At 65.5% G+C, this 19,347-nt stretch carries 15 protein-coding genes; 5 read left to right on the top strand and 10 right to left on the bottom strand.

From position 1 onward, the window contains the following. Positions 1-35: 35 nt before the first annotated feature. From WD767_18955 to WD767_18975, 5 genes are read right to left on the bottom strand one after another with little or no spacing between them, the layout of a single operon-like run. Positions 36-1,367, bottom strand: a complete 1,332-nt coding sequence (locus tag WD767_18955; GenBank protein ID MEX2618172.1) for an aspartate aminotransferase family protein — start codon at positions 1,365-1,367, stop codon at positions 36-38. A 27-nt stretch (positions 1,368-1,394) separates the two neighbouring features. After that, entirely contained in the window at positions 1,395-2,111 is a 717-nt protein-coding gene (locus tag WD767_18960) for an ABC-type transport auxiliary lipoprotein family protein (protein ID MEX2618173.1), read from the bottom strand. Next, on the bottom strand, positions 2,108-3,157 hold the full coding sequence (locus tag WD767_18965; GenBank protein ID MEX2618174.1) for an MlaD family protein: 1,050 nt from the start codon (positions 3,155-3,157) through the stop codon (positions 2,108-2,110). Before WD767_18965 ends, WD767_18960 begins: the two co-directional genes overlap by 4 nt. Before the next feature lie 3 nt (positions 3,158-3,160). Further along, complete coding sequence (locus tag WD767_18970) at positions 3,161-3,922, bottom strand: ABC transporter ATP-binding protein (protein MEX2618175.1); 762 nt, start codon at positions 3,920-3,922, stop codon at positions 3,161-3,163. A 5-nt stretch (positions 3,923-3,927) separates the two neighbouring features. After that, a complete protein-coding gene (locus tag WD767_18975; GenBank protein MEX2618176.1) occupies positions 3,928-5,205 on the bottom strand; it encodes an MlaE family lipid ABC transporter permease subunit in 1,278 nt (425 codons plus the stop codon). Between the two features lie 34 nt (positions 5,206-5,239). Between WD767_18975 and WD767_18980 the strand changes: the two genes are divergently transcribed. Further along, complete coding sequence (locus tag WD767_18980) at positions 5,240-5,755, top strand: adenine phosphoribosyltransferase (GenBank protein MEX2618177.1); 516 nt, start codon at positions 5,240-5,242, stop codon at positions 5,753-5,755. Here WD767_18980 and WD767_18985 read toward each other — a convergent pair. From WD767_18985 to WD767_18995, 3 genes are read right to left on the bottom strand one after another with little or no spacing between them, the layout of a single operon-like run. Then, on the bottom strand, positions 5,739-6,545 hold the full coding sequence (locus WD767_18985; protein ID MEX2618178.1) for a creatininase family protein: 807 nt from the start codon (positions 6,543-6,545) through the stop codon (positions 5,739-5,741). The genes WD767_18980 and WD767_18985 overlap by 17 nt on opposite strands. A 27-nt stretch (positions 6,546-6,572) precedes the next feature. Then, the gene (locus WD767_18990; protein MEX2618179.1) at positions 6,573-7,892 is read right to left on the bottom strand and encodes an HlyD family type I secretion periplasmic adaptor subunit; all 1,320 of its coding nucleotides are present in this window, start codon (positions 7,890-7,892) and stop codon (positions 6,573-6,575) included. A 4-nt stretch (positions 7,893-7,896) separates the two neighbouring features. Then, complete coding sequence (locus WD767_18995) at positions 7,897-10,260, bottom strand: type I secretion system permease/ATPase (protein ID MEX2618180.1); 2,364 nt, start codon at positions 10,258-10,260, stop codon at positions 7,897-7,899. Between the two features lie 181 nt (positions 10,261-10,441). Between WD767_18995 and WD767_19000 the strand changes: the two genes are divergently transcribed. Further along, on the top strand, positions 10,442-11,905 hold the full coding sequence (locus WD767_19000) for a D-aminoacylase (protein ID MEX2618181.1): 1,464 nt from the start codon (positions 10,442-10,444) through the stop codon (positions 11,903-11,905). A gap of 35 nt (positions 11,906-11,940) precedes the next feature. Further along, the gene (locus WD767_19005) at positions 11,941-13,110 is read left to right on the top strand and encodes an enolase C-terminal domain-like protein (GenBank protein ID MEX2618182.1); all 1,170 of its coding nucleotides are present in this window, start codon (positions 11,941-11,943) and stop codon (positions 13,108-13,110) included. A gap of 17 nt (positions 13,111-13,127) precedes the next feature. On the opposite strand, the gene WD767_19010 is transcribed toward WD767_19005, so the two are convergent. Beyond that, entirely contained in the window at positions 13,128-14,309 is a 1,182-nt protein-coding gene (locus tag WD767_19010; protein ID MEX2618183.1) for an aminotransferase class V-fold PLP-dependent enzyme, read from the bottom strand. An 89-nt stretch (positions 14,310-14,398) separates the two neighbouring features. Between WD767_19010 and WD767_19015 the strand changes: the two genes are divergently transcribed. Continuing rightward, positions 14,399-17,326 carry an FAD-linked oxidase C-terminal domain-containing protein gene (locus WD767_19015; protein ID MEX2618184.1) on the top strand — a complete coding sequence of 976 codons (2,928 nt, stop codon included), beginning with the start codon at positions 14,399-14,401 and terminating at the stop codon, positions 17,324-17,326. Further along, the gene (locus WD767_19020; protein MEX2618185.1) at positions 17,323-18,015 is read left to right on the top strand and encodes a GntR family transcriptional regulator; all 693 of its coding nucleotides are present in this window, start codon (positions 17,323-17,325) and stop codon (positions 18,013-18,015) included. Before WD767_19015 ends, WD767_19020 begins: the two co-directional genes overlap by 4 nt. 12 nt (positions 18,016-18,027) lie before the next feature. Here the strand turns inward: WD767_19020 and WD767_19025 are convergent, their stop codons facing one another. Next, positions 18,028-19,338, bottom strand: a complete 1,311-nt coding sequence (locus WD767_19025; protein ID MEX2618186.1) for a mandelate racemase/muconate lactonizing enzyme family protein — start codon at positions 19,336-19,338, stop codon at positions 18,028-18,030. Positions 19,339-19,347 lie beyond the last annotated feature (9 nt).

A 19,347-nucleotide genomic window follows, 5' to 3' on the forward strand; every position in this document is an offset into this window, starting at 1 on the left:
CTGTTTGCCACCCGTGCAGCCTGTACAGATCGCCTTTAACCTGTCGTGGCGATTGCCGCATCGATGGCGGAACCGAGACGGTCGACAATATTCAGCACGTCCCGGTAATTCACGATAAAGGGCGGCGCCAGAAGGACATGATCGCCGTATTTTCCGTCAATCGTGCCGCCCATCGGATAGCACATCAGCCCGCGCGTCATCGCCTCTTTCTTGACCCGCGCATGAAGTCCCAGCAAGGGATCGAAGGTCGATTTATCGGTCCGGTCGGCAACGAGTTCCAAACCCATGAACAGGCCGCGTCCGCGAATATCGCCGACATGACGATGATTGCCGAACCGGTCATGCAGGGCATCGTTCAGTACCGCCCCCATCGCCCGGACATTGACCAGCAGGTCCTCTTCCTCGATCGCCGTCTGAACCGCCAGCGCAGCCGCACAGGCCACCGGATGGCCCATATAGGTATGGCCGTGCTGGAAGAAACCGGATCCGTCGCGGAAGGCGGCATACACCCGGTCCGTAACGATGGTCGCCCCAATCGGCTGATAGCCCGCCCCGAGCCCCTTGGCGCAGACCAGGATGTCCGGCGTGACGCCTTCCTGTTCGCAGGCGAATTGGCTCCCCGTCCGGCCCATCCCGCACATGACCTCATCGAAAATCAGCAGGACGCCATACGCGTCGCAGATTTCCCGGATCCGTTTGAAATAGCCCGGCACCGCAGGCACCGCGCCCATGGTGGCCCCGACCACCGGCTCGGCGATGAAGCACATCACTGTTTCCGGCCCGAGTTCGAGGATTTTTTCCTCCAGTTCGTTGGCCACCCGCAGCCCGTATGCCGCCTCGCTTTCGTCGTCGCGGCGATCCCGGTACGCATAGCAGGGCGACAGGTGATGCGTTTCCGTCAGGACCGGTTCAAACATCGTCCGGCGCCACATATTACCGCCCGCCGCCAGCGCGCCCAGCGTATTGCCGTGATAGCTCTGCCGCCGCGTTATGATATGCCGGCGGTCCGGCGCGCCGGTTTCGACGAAATACTGCCGCGCCATCTTGAGAGCCGCCTCGACCCCTTCGGAACCCCCGGATACGAAATAGACCATGTCAAGATCGCCGGGCGCTTTCGCGATCAGCCTGTCCGCGAGGTCTTCCATCGGCTGGTTGGTGTAGAAGCCGGTATGGGCGAAGGCCAGCCGGTCGACCTGGTCCTTTACCGCCTGAATAACCCTGGGATGGCTGTGCCCGAGACAGGAAACAGCGGCCCCGCCGCTGGCGTCCAGATAGCGCTTGCCCGTGGAATCGATGACATGAATGCCGTCGCCCTGCACCGCCACCGGTGGAGCCGCGAGTGTACTGCGGTGGAATACATGCGTCATGTCGGCCTCTCCCCCTGAATGCCGCAATCAGCGCCGGGTCGGGAACTCGCGCGGCGGCACATAGTGTTCCTCGCCGTTATTCAGCGTCCACTCGACCAGCCGTTTCATCGACTTGCCCAGCGCTTCGTCGAACGCGCCGATTATGGCGACCATGGAATTGGCTTCCGCCGCAACGGTATGCTCGAAGGTATCCGACGCCACGATGTCGCGGCGCGGCAGCTGGATCAGCTTCGCGTTGATGCGCACCCGAATGACCGGCGGAACCGTGGTCCCTTCGGTTTCCGCGGCTTCGCGCGGCAGGGGCGACGGATACTCCGCCTGGAATTCCCGCAGTTCCGTCTTGAGGATATAGTCGGCGCGCAGGCCGATCGCCTCGCGCCCGACAGCGACGATACGGTTCGAGTTCTCGAACGATTCCACCAGCAGGGTCTGGACCATTTTCGGCGCCAGGTCGGTCCAGTTCGCATTGGCGAAATAGCGCATTTCAATGGGGCTGTCGCTCAGCGAGATGCGCGCCGTGTTGATACCGGCCGGCGATGCCGGCACCTCGATCAGCAATTGCCAGTCAACCGACGGCATCGATTCCGCGAAGGTGCTTTTCGGCGTCAGGACATACATGCGCGGCGGATCGCCTCTGCCCGGCAGTTCGATGGAACATGCCCCGGCCGCCGCGGCCAGCGTCAGAACCAGCATGGACCGCAACACCCGCCCGAGAACCGCGCCGCGCAATCGTTTCCGCATCATCGTACTCCTACGCCCTGCTGGGAATCACCGAACAGAAAGCGCGCCGGATCCCGCTCGAACTGTCCCGTCACCCGCGCCAGCCCGTTGACGAGCACCCTTGCTTCAGCGACGAGCTGCGTAAATTCGTAAAGTCCGGCACTGGTGAAATTGAGAATCGGCTCGCGGTTCTCACCGATCAGTACCGTCAGTTCCTGCTGCGACTTACCTAGAGCGTCGGCAGCCTGTTTCAATGCCGCCAGCATTTCACGCGCCTCCGGCCCGATCCCCGTAAACTCACCGGAAAGGCTATCCGACAGCCCGCGGATGGAGCCGATAGCGGTTCTCGCCTCTCCCAGCGTGCTGGTCGTCTCCGCGGTAAGCGCGTCCAGGGTCGTCTGCACGGTCCCGACCAGCTTTCGCGCATCCACGGCGGTGGCGCGCAGTTCCCTGATCGCGGTAGCGCCCTCGGTCAGCACCGTCTGGATATCCTGCGACCCTTCCGCGACAGATCCGGTGATCGTCTTGATATTGGCCATGGCGGTGCCGAAATTTTCCTGGTTTTCGGCGTTCAGTAGTTCGCTCGCGCTGCCGATCAGCGCGATGAACCGGTTGATCAGTTCCGGCGCCGCATCGATCACTTCCTGCAATTGCGACGGTTTCGACTGGATTACCGGGTTGCCCTGGCCGGGAACGCGCTTCAGATCGGGGGATTCCTGCGTGCCGCCGGTGATCTGGACGAACGCCACGCCGGTAATTCCCTGGAGCTCCAGCGCCGCGACGGCATCCTCCTTGACCGGCGTCTCGTTCGGCACCTCGATGGTGACCTTTACCCGCTCGACATTTTCCGGATCGATCTTCATATCGGTCACGACGCCGACCGGAACGCCGCGATAGCGGACCGGGTTGCCTACCTTGAGGCCGGTGACCGACCCCTCGAAATACATGTCGTAATAGGCGAACTCCTCGTCCAGTTCGACGCCGGCGAGCCAAAGCACGGCGCTGACCAAACCGATCAACAGAGCCAGTGTGAACGTCCCGACGATCAGATAGCTGGCTTTCGTTTCCATTCCCTACTTCCCGCTACCGTTAAACGCCGCCCGCGCGCGCGGGCCGTGGAAATATTCCTGTATCCAGGGATGCGGGTCCCGCATGTGTTCCGCCATTGTGCCGAGACGAACGCGTTTGTCCACCAGAACCGCGACCCGGTCGCAGATTGCCGACAGGCTGTCGAGATCGTGCGTCACCATGAAAACCGTCAGGCCCAGGCTCTGCTGCAGTTCACGGATCAGGTTGTCGAATGCCGCGGCGCCGATCGGGTCCAGCCCCGCGGTCGGTTCGTCGAGGAACAGGATGGCGGGATCGAGCGCCAGCGCCCGGGCGAGCCCCGCGCGCTTCTTCATCCCGCCGGAAAGTTCGGAGGGATATTTCGGCCCCGCATCGCGCGGCAGGCCGACCATGGCGATCTTCAGCGCGGCCAGCTCTTCCATCAGCTGGCGTGGCAGGCGCAGGTGTTCACGCATCGGCACTGCGATATTCTCCGCCACCGTCAGGGACGAGAACAGCGCGCCGCTCTGAAACAGCACACCGCAGCGCCGCTGCACCAGGCTCGTCATTTCACGCGTATCCTGGCCCAGCATCTCGATCCTGCCGGCGCGCGGCCTGTTGAGGCCGACTATCGTCCGCAGCAATACCGATTTTCCCGTCCCCGACCCGCCGACCACCCCCAGCACTTCGCCCCGTATTACGGACAGATCGAGGTTATCGTGGATCACCGCCGTCCCGAACTGGGTCCGCAAACCGGAAACCGTGATGACCGCATCATCTTCCGCCATGGCGGCTAGATCCCCAGCGTTGAAAAGACGATGGAAAACAGGGCGTCGGCGAGGATCACGAGAACGATGGATTCGACAACCGACTGGGTGGTCAGGCGGCCGATGCTTTCGGCGCTGCCGCTGACCTTGAGCCCCTCGTAGCAGCCAACCATCCCGATCAGGAACGCGAAGACCGGCGCCTTGACCATCCCCACCAGCAGGTTCTTCAGGGTCAGCGCATCGGCCAGCTGGCGGATGAACTGGGTATAGGTAACGTCCAGCGTCGCCACCGCCATGATCGTCCCGCCGGTCAGCGCCGCCACATTGGCGAAGAATGTCAGCAGCGGCAGCGTGATCAGCAGGGCGTTGATACGGGGCAGGACGAGCACTTCAATCGGATTGAGACCGATGGTGCTCATCGCATCGACCTCCTCGTTGACTTTCATCATGCCGATTTCTGCGGTGAACGCGGATCCGGACCGGCCGGCGATCAGGATCGCGGCGATCAGCACACCGATTTCGCGCAGCACCAGCACGGCCAGCCCGTCGGCGGTGAAAATTTCCGCGGCGAAGCGGCGCAGCTGCTCCGCGCTCTGGAAGGCCAGCACGACCCCGATCATGAACAGCAGCATCCCGACGATGCCCAGAGCGTTGAGCCCCGTCTGCTCCATCTGATTCACCAGCGACACGATGCGCAGCCGGCGCGGCGACTTCAGGCAGCGGCCCAGCGTGATAATAACGAGGCCGAAAAAATTCAGCAGTTGCGCCAGTTCGTTCGCCGCGGCGCAGACACTGCGTCCGACCCGGTTGACCAGCATCAACAGGACGTTCGGCCTGGCCCGTTCGGTTTCCGCATGAAGCGAATCCGCTTTTTCGACCAGATCGACCAGCGCCGCATGGCGCGGGTCCAGCCCGTCGACCTGTACGGATGCGCCGCCGGCGGCAAGGTCGCGCCGGGTCCGGTACAGCAGCCAGGCGCCGGCGGTATCCAGCGCGTCGATTTCCGACGTATCGATACGGGCGCTGCCGGCGCCGTTCATCGCCAGGGCGCGAATCTGCCGGTCGAGCGCGCCGACGCCATTGACTGTCCAGTCACCGCCCGCGGACAGGACCAGCCTGTCGTCTTCCGTCGCGCTCTTTATCCAACCAGCCGAACCGGCCATGGCCTTCCCCTGGGGCGAATCCGGATCGATGCCCGGTAGCCGCATAACATAAATCCGGAACACCGGCAAAGCGAAGGAATCGCATCGGGTTACCGGCAGCCTGTTCGGCGGCGCCTGTCCGCTGTCACGCTGAATGTTCATTGCAGGACCACCGCGCCGTCGATAGACTTTCCGCATGAATTTGAAAAATCATATCCGGTCGGTTCCGGACTTCCCGAAGCCCGGCATCCTTTTTTACGATATTTCGACCATGCTGGCCCATCCGGCGGCCTGGCAGCATTGTATCGGGGAACTAGCGTCACTGATTGCGCCACAGAAGCCCGACCTGCTGCTGGGTATCGAGTCGCGGGGGTTTCTGACAGCAGCCCCCCTGGCGCTGGCGCTGGGCTGCGGGTTCGCCATGATTCGCAAGCAGGGCAAGCTCCCCGGATCGACAATCGCCCTCGAATACGATCTCGAATACGGCACCGATACGATCGAAATCCAGGCGGACGCCGTTCAGCCGGGTCAGCGGGTTGCGATTCTCGACGACCTGCTCGCGACCGGGGGCACGATGGCCGCGTCCATCGACCTTGCCCGCAAGGTCGGCGCCGATGTCCGCGCCACCGCCTGCATCATCGAACTGGGTTTCCTGAACGGCCGCGAAAAGCTCGACGCCCCGTTTTCCGCGCTGATTACCTACGACGAATAAGCCTGTCCGGATCGGCGCGCAGCATGTCCCGCAGCAGCGCCGCCAGCTCCGCCGCCGCCGCGTTGACCGCCTGTTCGCCCCGCCCCGCATCCGCCGCCGCGGCATTGCCCACCGCCCCCGACGGGTTCAGGTCCTGCGTCTCCCAGGCGTAGGACGTCGGGCCGAGCGGCGACAGCCGGTCGAATTCCCGTTCGCAGGCGACCGACGACGAAACGAAATCGGACGCCTTCGCCATATTCACCAGGTCCGGCCGCAAATGCAGCATGACCGAGGTTTCGACCTCGCCGCCATGGATGCCGTGTTTCAGTTCACCGGCGGCAAACCAGTCGCCGAGCGGCGCGAGATCGTACCAGTTGGCCGTTACCGCCAGCATGTCGTGGCGGCCCCGCAGGTCGCGCGACACGATCTCCATGACCGGCGGGTTGCCGCCGTGGCTGTTGAAGAACAGCAGCTTGCGGATGCCGGCGCGCGCCACGCCGTCGCCGATTTCGTTCCATTGCCGGATCAGCGACTCCGCCGGCGCGCTCAGGGTACCGGCAAAGCGAAGGTGTTCCTCGCTCTTGCCGATGACCTGCGGCGGCAGGACAAGCACCGGATCGTCGGCCGCCAGCAGCGCCAGGGCGGCGTTCAGCACCCCTTCGTTGATGCAGGCGTCGACCGACAGCGGCAGGTGCGGCCCGTGCTGTTCGACAGCCGCGACCGGCAGGATGGCGACGGCGCGGGCCTTGTCCAGCGCATCGAATGCGTCGGCGCCGAGTTCGGCCCACAGGCGTCCGGAGGATTGGCTCATCGGTTTCGTTCCCGCATTGGCTGCGACTTACCGTTCCCGCAGCGCAGAACCCTGCGCCTTGACGATCGGCTTCAAAAGATAATCCAGCACCGTCTTTCGGCCCGTCAGGATTTCCGCCGTCGCGGTCATGCCGGGGATGATCGGTTTGTCCGGCCCAAGGTTATCGGTTTCGGTCCGCAACCGGATACGATAATAGCTGTCCCCCATTTCGTCCGGTATGGGATCGGCGCTGATATCGGTCAGCACCGCGTCAACGCCGCCGTGCCTGGTGAAATCATAGGCCGATACCTTCACCACCGCCTTCTGTCCGGGAAAGAGTTGGGCCCGGTCGGCGGGACGGATCCTGGCCTCGATCAGCAGGGTATCCTCCAGCGGCACGATTTCCACAAGGTTCTGTCCGGGCTGAATGACGCCCCCGATGGTCGTGCTGAACAGCTTGCTGACGGTGCCCCGCACCGGCGACCGCACCTCGGTCCGGGTCACGCGGTCGGCGCCCGTGGCGATATTCTCCCGCAGCGAGTCGAGTTCCGGCTGAAGCCCGTTCAGTTCGCGCTGCGCTTCCGCCCGAAAATCCGCCCGCCGTTCGTCGATGCGCCGCCGCGCCTCGTCCAGCGATGACCGCGTCCGGGGAATTGCCAGCCTGACGCTTTCGGCCTGGGTCGCCAGTTCCTGCACCTTCTGCTGCACGCGAAGATATTCCAGCTTCGGCGAAATACCCCTGTCGACCAGCGGCTTCAGGATATCCAGTTCCTGCGTCGCCAGTTCGGCGGCCCGGCGGCCCTGTTCCAGCCTGGCGTTCAGTTCCGCGATTTCCTGCCGCTTCTGCACCACCTGTTCGCGCAGGATCTGTATCTGCTGATCCAGTTGCGCCCTTCTGGCGTCGAAGAGCGCTCTTTCGTTTTCCGCCGTCACGGGCGCTTCGGCGAGGATTTCCGGCGGAAAGGTGAGTTCGGTTTCGCCGCCTGCTTCGGCGTGCAGCCGTGTCGCCTCGGCCTGAAGCGACAGGTATCTGGCGCGCATTTCCCGGAGGCTGGCGGCGGCCGCGACATTGTCGATCCGAAGCAGAACCTGCCCCTTCGCCGCGACGGCCCCCTCCCGCACGTCTATTTCGGCCAGAATACCGCCTTCGAGATTCTGGACGACCTGCACCTGACCGGTCGGAATAACCCGCCCCTCGCCGCGCGTCACCTCGTCCAGGACCGCGCCATGCGACCACCACAGGAAACTGGCGAAGAACGCCACGACGACAAACAGCAGGATATGGGCGAACGGCCCGGCCCCCTGCCCGCCGGCGTTGTCCCGCCCCGGATCTCCCCGCCCCAAATCCCAATGTGTCTGTACGGTCACGGCGTCAGCCCCACGCCGTCTGAATCCGGTCGCCCGGGAGGGCATCCAGCACATCCTGCTTCGGTCCGTCCGCGACGACCCGCCCGCCATCGACCACGATCAGCCGGTCGACCAGCGATAGCATCGACTCGCGATGCGTCACCAGCAGCAGGGTCCTGTCGTCGATGATATTCGCCAGACGCGCCCTGAACCGCCCTTCGGATGTGTGGTCCATATTGCTGGTCGGCTCGTCGAACAGCAGGATCGGCGGATCGCGCAACAGCGCCCGCGCTATCGCCACGGACTGCCGCTGACCGGCCGAAACGAACTGCCCGCGTTCGCCGACCGGCATGTCGTATCCCGACGGATGGCGGCTGGCGAATTCGTCCACCCCGGCGATCCGCGCGGCGCGGCGGATGGTTTCGTCGTCCGTATCGGGCGCCCCGATGGCGATATTGTCCCGGATCGACCCGAAGAACAGATACACGTCCTGCGGCACGCTGCCGATACTGCGCCGAAGGTCGGCCGGATCGATCTGCCGGACATCCGTGCCGTCCACCAGCACAAGCCCTTCCGAGGGTTCGTACAGCGCCATCGCAAGGCGCTGGATGGTGCTCTTGCCGGAACCGATGCGGCCGATCAGGCCGACCTTTTCCCCCGCCTCTATCCTGAAGGAAACATTGTCCAGCGCCGGAATATCCTGGCCCGGATAGCGGAAGGTCACATTGCGGAACTCGATCTCGCCGCGAATGTCGGGCCGCTGGACGAAGCTGCGCCCGAACGGCCGCTCCACCGGCGTCCGCATCAGTTGATCCAGCGCCCGCAGGGAGGCCCGCGCCTGATGGTAGTGCGACAGGATACCCGCGACCTGTCCCAGCAGCGCCATGGCCCGGCCGGCCAGAATTGTCGCGGCGACCAGCGCGCCGACCGACAGCAGGCCTGCATCGATCATATAGACGCCGTAAATAATAACCCCGACCGAAACCAGGCTGGCCGCCGCCGTGGAAAAATTCATCGCCAGCGCCGAGATCGTATGCGCCCTGACCGAGGAACGCGCCGTCGTCTCCACGCAGCTTTCCCAGTTACGCTGCATCCGCCCTTCGGCGCCGGTGCTCTTCACCGTTTCGATTCCGCCGATTGCCTCGACCAGCAGGGCATGGCGCTGCTGGGCCTCGCGGAAGGATCGCTGCGTGATGCGCCGCAACGGTATCTGCAGCAGAAGGCCGACAATCATGACGACGGGCGCCGCCACCAGCGGGACGATGGCGAGCGGGCCGCCGACGATATAGACGATAAAAATAAAGAGGAAAATGAACGGCAGGTCGACGATGGCGACCAGCGACGAGGAAGTGAAAAACGCCCGCAGGGTTTCATATTCCCGCATGCTGCTGGCCAGCGCCCCGGTCGACCCCGGCCGGTCCGCCATTTTCATGCCCAGCACCTGCCGGAACAGCCGCCCGGCGATGCGGGTATCCGCCGACCTTCCCGCCGCGTCGACAAAATAGCCGCGCAGCATTTTCAGCACGAAGTCGAATGCGTAGACGATAAGCAGCCCGGTCGCGAGGACCCACAGGGTTTCCTCGGCGAAATTGGGCACGACGCGGTCGTATACGTTCATCACGAACAACGGCCCCGCCAGGGCGAAGGCATTGATCAGCAGCGCCGCGACCACGACCTCGATATAGATGCGCCACGACCCCAGCAGCGTGCCCCAGAACCAGCCCCGGGGATTCGCCACGGCGATTTCATCGGACCGTTCGTCAAAGCGGAATTCCGGCTGCGCGAAGAGCGTATAGCCGTCATAGGCGGTTTCGAGTTCCTTTACCGGCGCCTTGCGCGCGCCGACCCCCATTTCGGGCAGAATGATATGCGCCACCCCGTCATCGGAAATGGCTGTCAGGACGCAGGCCCGCCGATTCCGCAGCAGCAGCACGCAGGGCAGCGCCATCCGGTTCAGCCGGGCCAGCGGGCGGCGCGCCAGCCGCGCCGAAATGCCGGCCCGCGCCGCCGCCCGCACGAACAGGTCCGGCGTCATCCCCTCCCCCGCCATCGGCAGGCCCGCCGTCAAGGCCTCCACCGACATCGGCCGGTCCAGCAGCGTCGCCAGGATCGACAGGCAGCCCGACAGCGGATCGTCAACCGCCCCCGGAGTCGGCCTTACCAGCCATTCCAGGCGCCCGCGCTTCTTGTCGGGTTCCGCCTGTTCGAGAAACTCATCCAGGTCGAAATCGTCATCCCTTGCATTTTCGGCATTCGGGAAATCGCGCGCACCCCGACCGGCAAACGGGTCAGCCGTGCCGGCGCCGCCGGGCAGCCCCGGCGCGTTGTGGTCATCGGGTCTCGAATCGCCCGTTTCCGGCTCGTCCTCGGGTCTGTCCTGTAACGCCATCAAATCTCCGGCCCGGCAAATGATTTCGGCATGACTCTGTCCCGACTACTTACAAGGATTCGTTAAAATTTGCGACACCGGCCGCGCCCCATTCGCGACCGGTCGTTTCCGAAAGCGGGTATTTTGCCGTTCCCCCGACCTGTCTATGCTGGGCGGCGAAACGCAGCGGCGGGAGGATATTGTGCAGGACAACCCATTCGATACCGTCATTCTTGGCGGCACCCTGATCGACGGCGCCGGCGCGCCGCGCCGCGCGGCGGATATCGGCATCGCGAACGGCCGGATTGCCGCGCTCGGCGAACCGGGGACTCTCGGCGGCGCGGCGAATACCGTCGATGCGACCGGCCGGATCGTCGCCCCCGGCTTCATCGACGTGCATACCCATGACGATCATGCGCTGCTGTCGAAACCGGACATGGCCTACAAGGCGAGCCAGGGCGTGGCCACCGTGGTGGCCGGCAATTGCGGCATCAGCCTCGCCCCGCTGGTCTTCGCGGGCGACCGGCCGCCGCCGCCCCTCGACCTGCTCGGCGACGGCTACCGGTTCCCGAAAATGGCCGACCTGTTCGCCGCGCTGGACGCGACGCCCCCGGCCCTGAACGCGGCGCTGCTGTGCGGGCACAGCACATTGCGGGTCGGCGCGATGGACAACCTCGACCGCGCCGCGACCGATGCCGAAATCGATGCGATGCGCGAGAAACTGACCGAGGCGCTGGACGCCGGCGCCATCGGCATGTCGACCGGCCTGTATTACGAACCGGCGCGGGCGGCGCCGACCGAGGAGATTATCCGCCTGGCGGAACTGCTGGGCCCGGCCCGCGCGCTGTACACGACCCACCTTCGCGACGAGGGCGCGCATCTGCAGGAATCGATGCGGGAAGCGTTCACCATCGGCCGCGCCGCCGGGGTCAAGGTGGTGCTGTCGCATCACAAGGCTTCCGGATCGGACAATTTCGGCGCGACGCGGGAATCCCTGGCGCTGGTGGAGGAAACCCGCAAACATCAGCCGGTCACGCTGGACGTCTACCCCTATGACGCCTCCTCGACGGTGCTGACGGTCGACCGGCTGGCCGCGTCCAGGCGGGTCATCGTCACCTGGTCGGTCCCGCGGCCGGACATCGCCGGCCGGTTTCTGGACGAAATCGCCGCGGAAATGGGCTGCGGCATCGAGGAGGCGGCGGCATCGCTGCTGCCGGCCGGCGCGATCTATTTCATGATGGATGAAGAAGACGTGCAGCGGGTGCTGAAATATCCCCACGCCATCGTCGCGTCCGACGGGTTGCCGCATGACGTTTTCCCCCATCCGCGACTCTGGGGCACCTTCCCGCGCGTGCTGGGCCATTACAGCCGGGATCTGGGCCTGATGAGTCTGGAGGACGCGGTATACCGGATGAGCGGGCTGCCCGCCGCCGAGTTCGGCCTGACCGGTCGCGGCGTCCTGGCGGTCGGCAATCATGCGGATATCACGATCTTCGACGCCGACACCGTCATCGACCGGGCCGATTTCCAGCATCCGACGGAACCGGCCGCCGGTATCGAAACAGTCTTTGTGAATGGCCGTCCGGTCTGGCGCAACGGCGCCGCGACCGGCGAACGCCCCGGCATGGCGCTGCGGCGGCAGGCGCTGCAGGCCGCCGCGAAATGAATGATGCGAAATAATGAATTAAGCGGGGAATTTTCATGAGAATCGTCGATATCCGCGAACGGACCGTGCCGCTCGCTTCCGCGATGCGCAACGCATCCATCGATTTCAGCAAAATGACCACCAGCGTCGCCGCCGTCGTCACCGATGTGATCCGCGACGGCAGGCCGGTCATCGGCTACGGCTTCGCCTCCAATGGACGCTATGCGCAGGGCGGCGTGCTGCGCGAACGGCTGATCCCGCGCATCCTCGAAGCGGACCCGGCCGAACTGCTGGACGCCAGCGGCGGCAATTTCGATCCGCAACGCGTATTGGGCGTCATGATGCGCAACGAAAAGCCGGGCGGTCATGGCGAGCGGGCCTACGCCGCCGCCGTGATCGACATGGCGATGTGGGACGCCGTCGCCAAGATCGAGGAAAAACCGCTGTGGCGGGTTCTTTCGGACCGCTTCAACGGCGGCGCCGCCGACGAGCGGGTGCTGGTCTATCCCGGCGGCGGCTATTACTACCCCGGCAAGGGGCTGGAGCCGCTGCAGGATGAAATGCGCGGCTATCTCGACAAGGGCTACCGGGTCGTGAAGATGAAGGTCGCGGGCGCCGACCTCGACACCGACCTGCGCCGCATCGACGCGGTACTGGAAATCGTCGGCAAGGGCGAAAACCTGGCGGTCGACGCCAATGGCCGCTTCACCCTGGAAGAAGCCATCGCCTTCGGCAAGGCCGTCGAATCGCTCGGCCTGTTCTGGATCGAGGAACCGGGCGACCCGCTCGATTTCGCCTTGCACGCGGAACTGTCGCGGCATTATTCCGGCTCGCTGGCGACGGCGGAAAACCTGTTCTCGCTACAGGATGCGAAAAACCTCGTCCTCTATGGCGGGATGCGCCGGGATATCGACTGGATGCAGTTCGACCCGGCGCTGTGCTACGGGCTGAGCGAATACCTGCGCATCGACGCAATGCTGACGGACGCCGGATGGAACCGGCGGCGGCAGGTGCCGCATGGCGGCCACCAGCTGGGCCTCAACATGGCCGCCGGCATGCAACTCGGCGGGTCGGAATCATACCCGCTGGTCTTCCAGCCCTGGGGCGGCTTCGCCGATAATGTCGATATCGTCGACGGCTATGCCCGCCCGCATGACACGCCGGGGATCGGCATGGAACTCAAATCCGCCGTCTATCGCGAGTTGCAGGCGATGACGGCGGATTGAAGGCGATTTCCGGATTGCTACCTGCTTTGCTTCCTGCCGGACAGGTAATCCATCGCGGCGGTGACGCCGCCTGTCTTGTGCGGCACGCCCGCGAGGCCGAGACCCATTTCGACGCCGCATAATGCGCCCGCCAGCATCAGGTCGTTGAAATCGCCCAGATGCCCGATCCGGAACACCTTGTCGGCAACCTTGCCGAGGCCGCTGCCCAGGGACATGTTGAAATTGTCCAGCACCACCTTGCGGAAGGAATCGGCGCTGTTGCCATCGGGCATGCGGATCGTGGTGACCGCATTGGAATACTCCGCCGGGACGACCGGCTGCAGTTCAAGCCCCCAGGCCGCCACCGCGCGCCGGGTCGCTTCACCAAGCCGGGCATGGCGGGCGAAGACGTTGTCCAGCCCTTCTTCATTCAGCATGTCGATGGCTTCGCGCAGCCCGTACAGCAGGTTGGTGCCCGGCGTGTAGGGGAACATGCCGCCCGCATTCGCCGTCAGCATGTCGTTCCAGTCCCAGTAGGAACGCGGCAGCCCGCCCGTCGCCTTCGACACCGCCAGCGCCTTTTCGCTGACCGCGTTGAAGCCGAGTCCCGGCGGCAGCATCAGCCCCTTCTGCGACCCGCCGATGGTGACATCCACGCCCCATTCGTCATGCCGGAAATCGATGGCGCCGAGCGACGACACCGTATCCGCCATCAGCAGCGCCGGATGATTCGCTGCGTCCATCGCCTTGCGGACCGCTTCGACACTCGACGTTATACCGGTGGCCGTGTCGTTATGGACGACGCAGACCGCCTTGATCCGGTGCTGCTTGTCCTCGACCAGACGCGCTTCCATGGCGGCCGCATCGATGCCGTGCCGCCAGTCGCCTTCGATATAGATCGGCTCGAGACCGAGCTTTTGCGCCAGGTTGCGCCACAATGTCGCAAACTGCCCGGTTTCGTACATCAGCACCTGGTCGCCGGGCGCCATCGTGTTCACCAGCGCCGCTTCCCAGGCGCCCGTACCGGAGCCACTGTAAATGACCACCTTGCTCTCGGTCTTGAAAATGCTGCGGATATCCTGCAGGACGCCCTTGCCAAGCGCTGCGAATTCCGGACCCCGGTGATCGATGGTCGGGCCGTCGATCGCCCGGAGAATACGGTCGGGCACGTTCGTCGGCCCCGGAATTTGCAGAAAATGACGTCCACTCTGACGCGACATAGATCGCTCCTTTGCTGGATTTATTTGTATATTGTATACAACTTTGTACACTGCCTGCGATCCTGTCCAGACCCTGCGAGGAAAAGCCCATGGCGCCCACCGGAACTGCGTTATCTGCAAACAGGGGCCGCATCGGCGACAGTGCGCTGGCTGACAAGCTGAAACGCGAAGTCGAGGGTACGGTCCTGTTCGATTCCTTCAGCCGGGGTCGCTACAGCACCGATGCCTCGCATTACCAGATCGAACCGATAGGCGTCGTCGTACCGAAAAACGACGCGGATATCCACCGTGTAATTCAGATTGCCGACGACGAGGGCCTGCCGGTGCTGCCGCGCGGCGGCGGCACGTCGCAATGCGGACAGACCATCGGCGAGGCCATCGTCGTCGATGTAAGCCGCCATCTGAACCGGGTTGTGGACTTTGACGCCGACGCAAGACGGATCGTTGTCGAACCCGGCATGGTGCTGGACCAGTTGAACCGCTTCCTTTCGCCGCACGGGCTGATGTTCCCGGTCGACGTGTCCACCGCCGCCCAGGCGACCATCGGCGGCATGACCGGCAATAACAGCTGCGGCGCGCGCTCCATCGTGCACGGCACCATGCGCGACAATGTGAACGCCATCGATGCGATCCTCGCCGACGGCTCGAAAATGCATTTCGGCGAACTGCCCGCCGGCGTGCCGGATTCCGCGCTGGCCCGCGACCTGCTGGCGCTGGGCGCGCGGGAGAAGGTCGAAATCGCCGCCCGCTTCCCGGACCTGATGCGCCGCGTCGGCGGGTACAATATCGACGCGCTGGTCGCCGAGGGGCGCAATGCGCCCGTAAACCTGGCCCATCTGCTGGTCGGGTCGGAAGGCACCCTCGCCTTCTCCACCAAAATCACCCTGGACCTGCGGAAGATTCCGACGCACAAGGTGCTGGGCGTCTGCCACTTCCCGCGCTTTTACGACGGCATGGCGGCGACCCGGCATATCGTCACGCTGGGCCCCGCCGCGGTGGAACTGGTCGACCGCACGATGATCGAACTGGCCCGCGACATTCCGATCTTCCGCCGCATCGTCGACCGCTTCGTGCAGGGCGAACCCGACGCCGTGCTGCTGGTCGAATTCGCCGGCGAGGACCGCGACGACCTGCTGCGGCGGCTGCGCGACCTGGTCACGCTGATGGCCGACCTGGGCTACCCCGGCGGCGTCGTCGAAGCCATGGACCCCGCCTTCCAGAGGGATATCTGGGAGGTGCGCAAATCGGGCCTGAACATCATGATGTCGATGAAGGGCGACGGAAAGCCGATCTCCTTCATCGAGGACTGCGCCGTGCGGCTGGAGGACCTGGCCGATTACACCGACCGGCTGACCGCCATCTTCACGAAATACGGCACCACCGGCACCTGGTACGCCCATGCCTCGGTCGGCACGCTGCATGTCCGGCCCGTGGTGAACCTGAAACAGGAAGCCGGCGCGAAAATGATGCGCGGCATCGCCGAGGAATGCTTCGAGATCGTGCGCGAATACAAGGGCTCCCATTCCGGCGAGCATGGCGACGGGCTGGTCCGTTCCGAATTCCACGAAGCCATGTTCGGCAAGCGGATGATCGACAACTTCGCCGAGGTGAAACAGCGCTTCGACCCGCGGGACCGCTTCAATCCGGGCAAGATCGTCAACCCGTCGAAGATGGACGACCGCTCCCTGTTCCGCTTCAAGCCCGGCTACGCGCCGCTGCCGCTGGAAACCGCCTTCGACTGGTCCGACTGGGGCGGGCTGAGCGGCGCCGTGGAAATGTGCAACAACAACGGCGCCTGCCGCAAATTCGACGCCGCCGTGATGTGCCCGTCCTTCCGCGCCACGGGGCAGGAAAAGGACCTGACCCGCGGCCGCGCCAATTCGCTGCGGCTCGCGCTGTCCGGCCAGCTCGGTCCCGATGCGCTGACGTCGGAAGACATGCACGACACCATGGCGCTCTGCGTCGGCTGCAAGGGCTGCAAGCGGGAATGCCCGACCGGCGTCGACATGGCCAGGATGAAGAGCGAATTCCTGTATCACTATACGAAGAAGCACGGACTCAGCCTGCACGACCGGCTGGTCGCCTACCTGCCCCGCTACGCCCCCTTCGCGGCGAAAATCGGCGGGCTGCTGAACCTGCGCAACAGGATGCCGGCGCTGGCGAAACTCTCGGAGAAACGGGCCGGGTTCAGCGCCGCCCGGCCCCTCCCCGCCTGGCGGCAGGACAGTTTCCGGGGCGGGGCGGATGCCGTCGGCCCCGTCGACGGCGCGCCCGTCGTCTTCCTGGCCGACACCTTCAACCGCTGGTTCGAACCGGAAAACGCCCGCGCCGCCGTGACCGTCCTGATGGCGGCGGGCTACCGGGTCCACCTGCCCGCCCCGCCGCAGGGCACGCGGCCGTTGTGCTGCGGCCGGACCTTCCTCGCCGCCGGCCTGGTCGATCAGGCGAAGGCAGAACTCGCGCGCACCATGGAAGCGCTCGCCCCGTTCCTGGAGCAGGGCATGCCGGTGATCGGGCTGGAACCGTCCTGCCTGTTCACCTTCCGCGACGAGGCGCTGGCATTGCTGCCCGGCGCGGCCGCGAACCGGCTTGCCAAATCCGCCCTGCTGTTCGAGGAATTCCTCGCGCGTGAAAACGACGCCGGGCGCCTGACCCTGTCGCTGGCGCCGACAAGGTTCAGCCGCGCCCTGTTGCACGGGCATTGCCACCAGAAGGCCTTCGCCGCGATGGGCGCGGTCGAATCCGTGCTGCGGCTGGTGCCCGAACTCGAGGTGGAAACCGTCGCCTCAAGCTGTTGCGGCATGGCCGGGTCGTTCGGGTACCGGCCGGAAAACCAGGAAGTTTCCATGCAAATGGCCGAAGCCTCCCTGCTGCCTGCCATCCGCAAGGCGGGGCCGGATACGATCCTCGTCGCCGACGGCACGAGCTGCCGGCACCAGATCCGCGACGGCGCCGGGCGCGAGGCCGTCCATCTGGCGCGGGTCCTGGAATCCGCGCTGGCGGCGGGGCGCGCATGACCGGCATCGCCGAACCCATCGCCCGCCATTCGCTGCATGAGGTCGTGACCGACCGGATCCGCGAGATGATCGCCGAGGGCGCCTTCCCGCCCGGCGCGCGGCTGCCCGAGCGGATCCTGTGCGAGCGGCTCGCCATATCCCGCACGCCGCTGCGCGAGGCGATGAAGGTGCTGGCCACCGAAGGGCTGCTGGAGATCGCGCCGAACCGGGGCGCGCGGGTCGTCGGGCTGACGGCGGCGGACGTGGACGAGCTGTTCCCGGTCATGGGGGCGCTGGAGGCGCTGGCCGGCGAACTGGCGGCCAGCCGGATCACGGAGGCGGAAATCGCCGAAATCCGCGCCCTGCACTGCCGGATGGCGCTGCACCACAGGCGCGGCGAGCTCACGCCCTGGTTCAGGAGCAACCGGGAAATCCACGAACGGATCCTCGACGCCGCCCGCAACCCGACCCTGAGCGCCGCCTACCGCAACCTCGCCGGCCGCATTCGCGGCGCGCGCTTCGCCGCCAGAATGTCGCCGGCGCGCTGGGCGCAGGCGATGGCGGAGCACGCGGAAATGCTGGCCGCGCTGGAAGACCGCGACGGCCCGCGCCTGTCGGCAATCATGAAGCGCCACCTGCACAACAAATGCGTCACGGTGAAGGAAGCGCTGGCGGATGCGGCGGGCCGGGACGGCGCGGACAAACGGTAAGGCCCCGCCGGCCTACCCCGTGCGGCGGACGGCCGTGTCGGGCCGGGCGAGCAGTTCCGGCTTCAGTTCGGCGCCCAGCCCGGGCCCGGAATCCGCGAAGGCATGGCCGTTTTCGATGCGCGGCAGGTCCACCAGGATGTCGCGGTAGAAGCCCCGCGTATAGGCGCGCACCGATTCCATGACCAGCGCGTTCGGCGAAGCGAACAGCAGGTGCAGGTTGGTCCAGAACCCGACCGGCCCGGCGCAGTCATGGAAGGCGACGGGCCGGTCGAAGGCTTCCGCCAGCGCCGCGATCCGCCGCCCCGCCGTCACCCCGCCCAGCCACACCAGGTCCGAACTCACCACATCCACCGCGCCGCGCTGCAGGGCCTCGCGGCACCAGCGGACGGAGCCGAGGTTTTCCGAGGCGGTGACCCGCGATCCGACCGCGTCGCGATAGCGCGCCAGGTCGTCGAAATTCGCCGTGTCGATGGGATCCTCCAGCCAGTACAACCCGAGACCGTCCACCGCCCGGGCGATTTGCAATGCCGCCGGCAGGTGCCACAGCGAATGCAGTTCCAGCATGATATCCATGCGGCTGCCCACCGCGTCGCGGATCGCGCGCAGCTTCGCCACGCCGGTTTCCAGCCCCTCCGGCGAAATATGATGGCCGCGCGATTCCGTGGCGTATGCGTCGAACGGCCAGACCTTCATCGCCGTGATGCCGTCCGCCAGCAGCGATTCCGCCAGCGCGCCCGGATCCGCGTGCTGCGCCGCCAGGTCGTCCAGCGCGCCCGCGGGCGCCGGCGCGTCGCCCGGCCCGATCTGCGCACTGTTGATATCCGCCCGCGCCTGTTTGTTGTAGCCGTCCGAGGCGCAGGTGTTGTAGACGCGCAGCCGGTCATGGCAGGTCCCGCCCAGCAGTTCGTGCAGCGGCACGCCCAGCGCCTTCGCCTTGATGTCCCACAGCGCCAGGTCCGCCGCGCTGTTGCCGCGATACTCGATCGAGCGCGACGGGTAGCCGAAGAAATGATTGCCGACCCGGTGGGTCAGCGCGTCCGCGTGGCGCTCCACCTGGCGCGGGTCCCTGCCGATCAGGTAGGGCGCCACGGTCTCGTGCAGGTAGGCGACGACCGCCGCCGAATTGCGGAACGTCTCCCCCAGCCCGACGATGCCGGCATCCGTGTGCAGATGCAGCCAGACAAGGTTGCTGAATTCGGCAACCTGGATGGTCTCAAGCGCGGTAATCTTCATGACGGTCGGTCCACTCTGTTCCCTGACAACGCCCGGCGGCGCGGCACGGTAGCACGAGGCGCGGGCCGGTTCGACTCCGGCTTGCGTCAATTGCCGTGC

Source organism: Alphaproteobacteria bacterium, from assembly GCA_040905865.1.
GTDB lineage: Bacteria > Pseudomonadota > Alphaproteobacteria > UBA8366.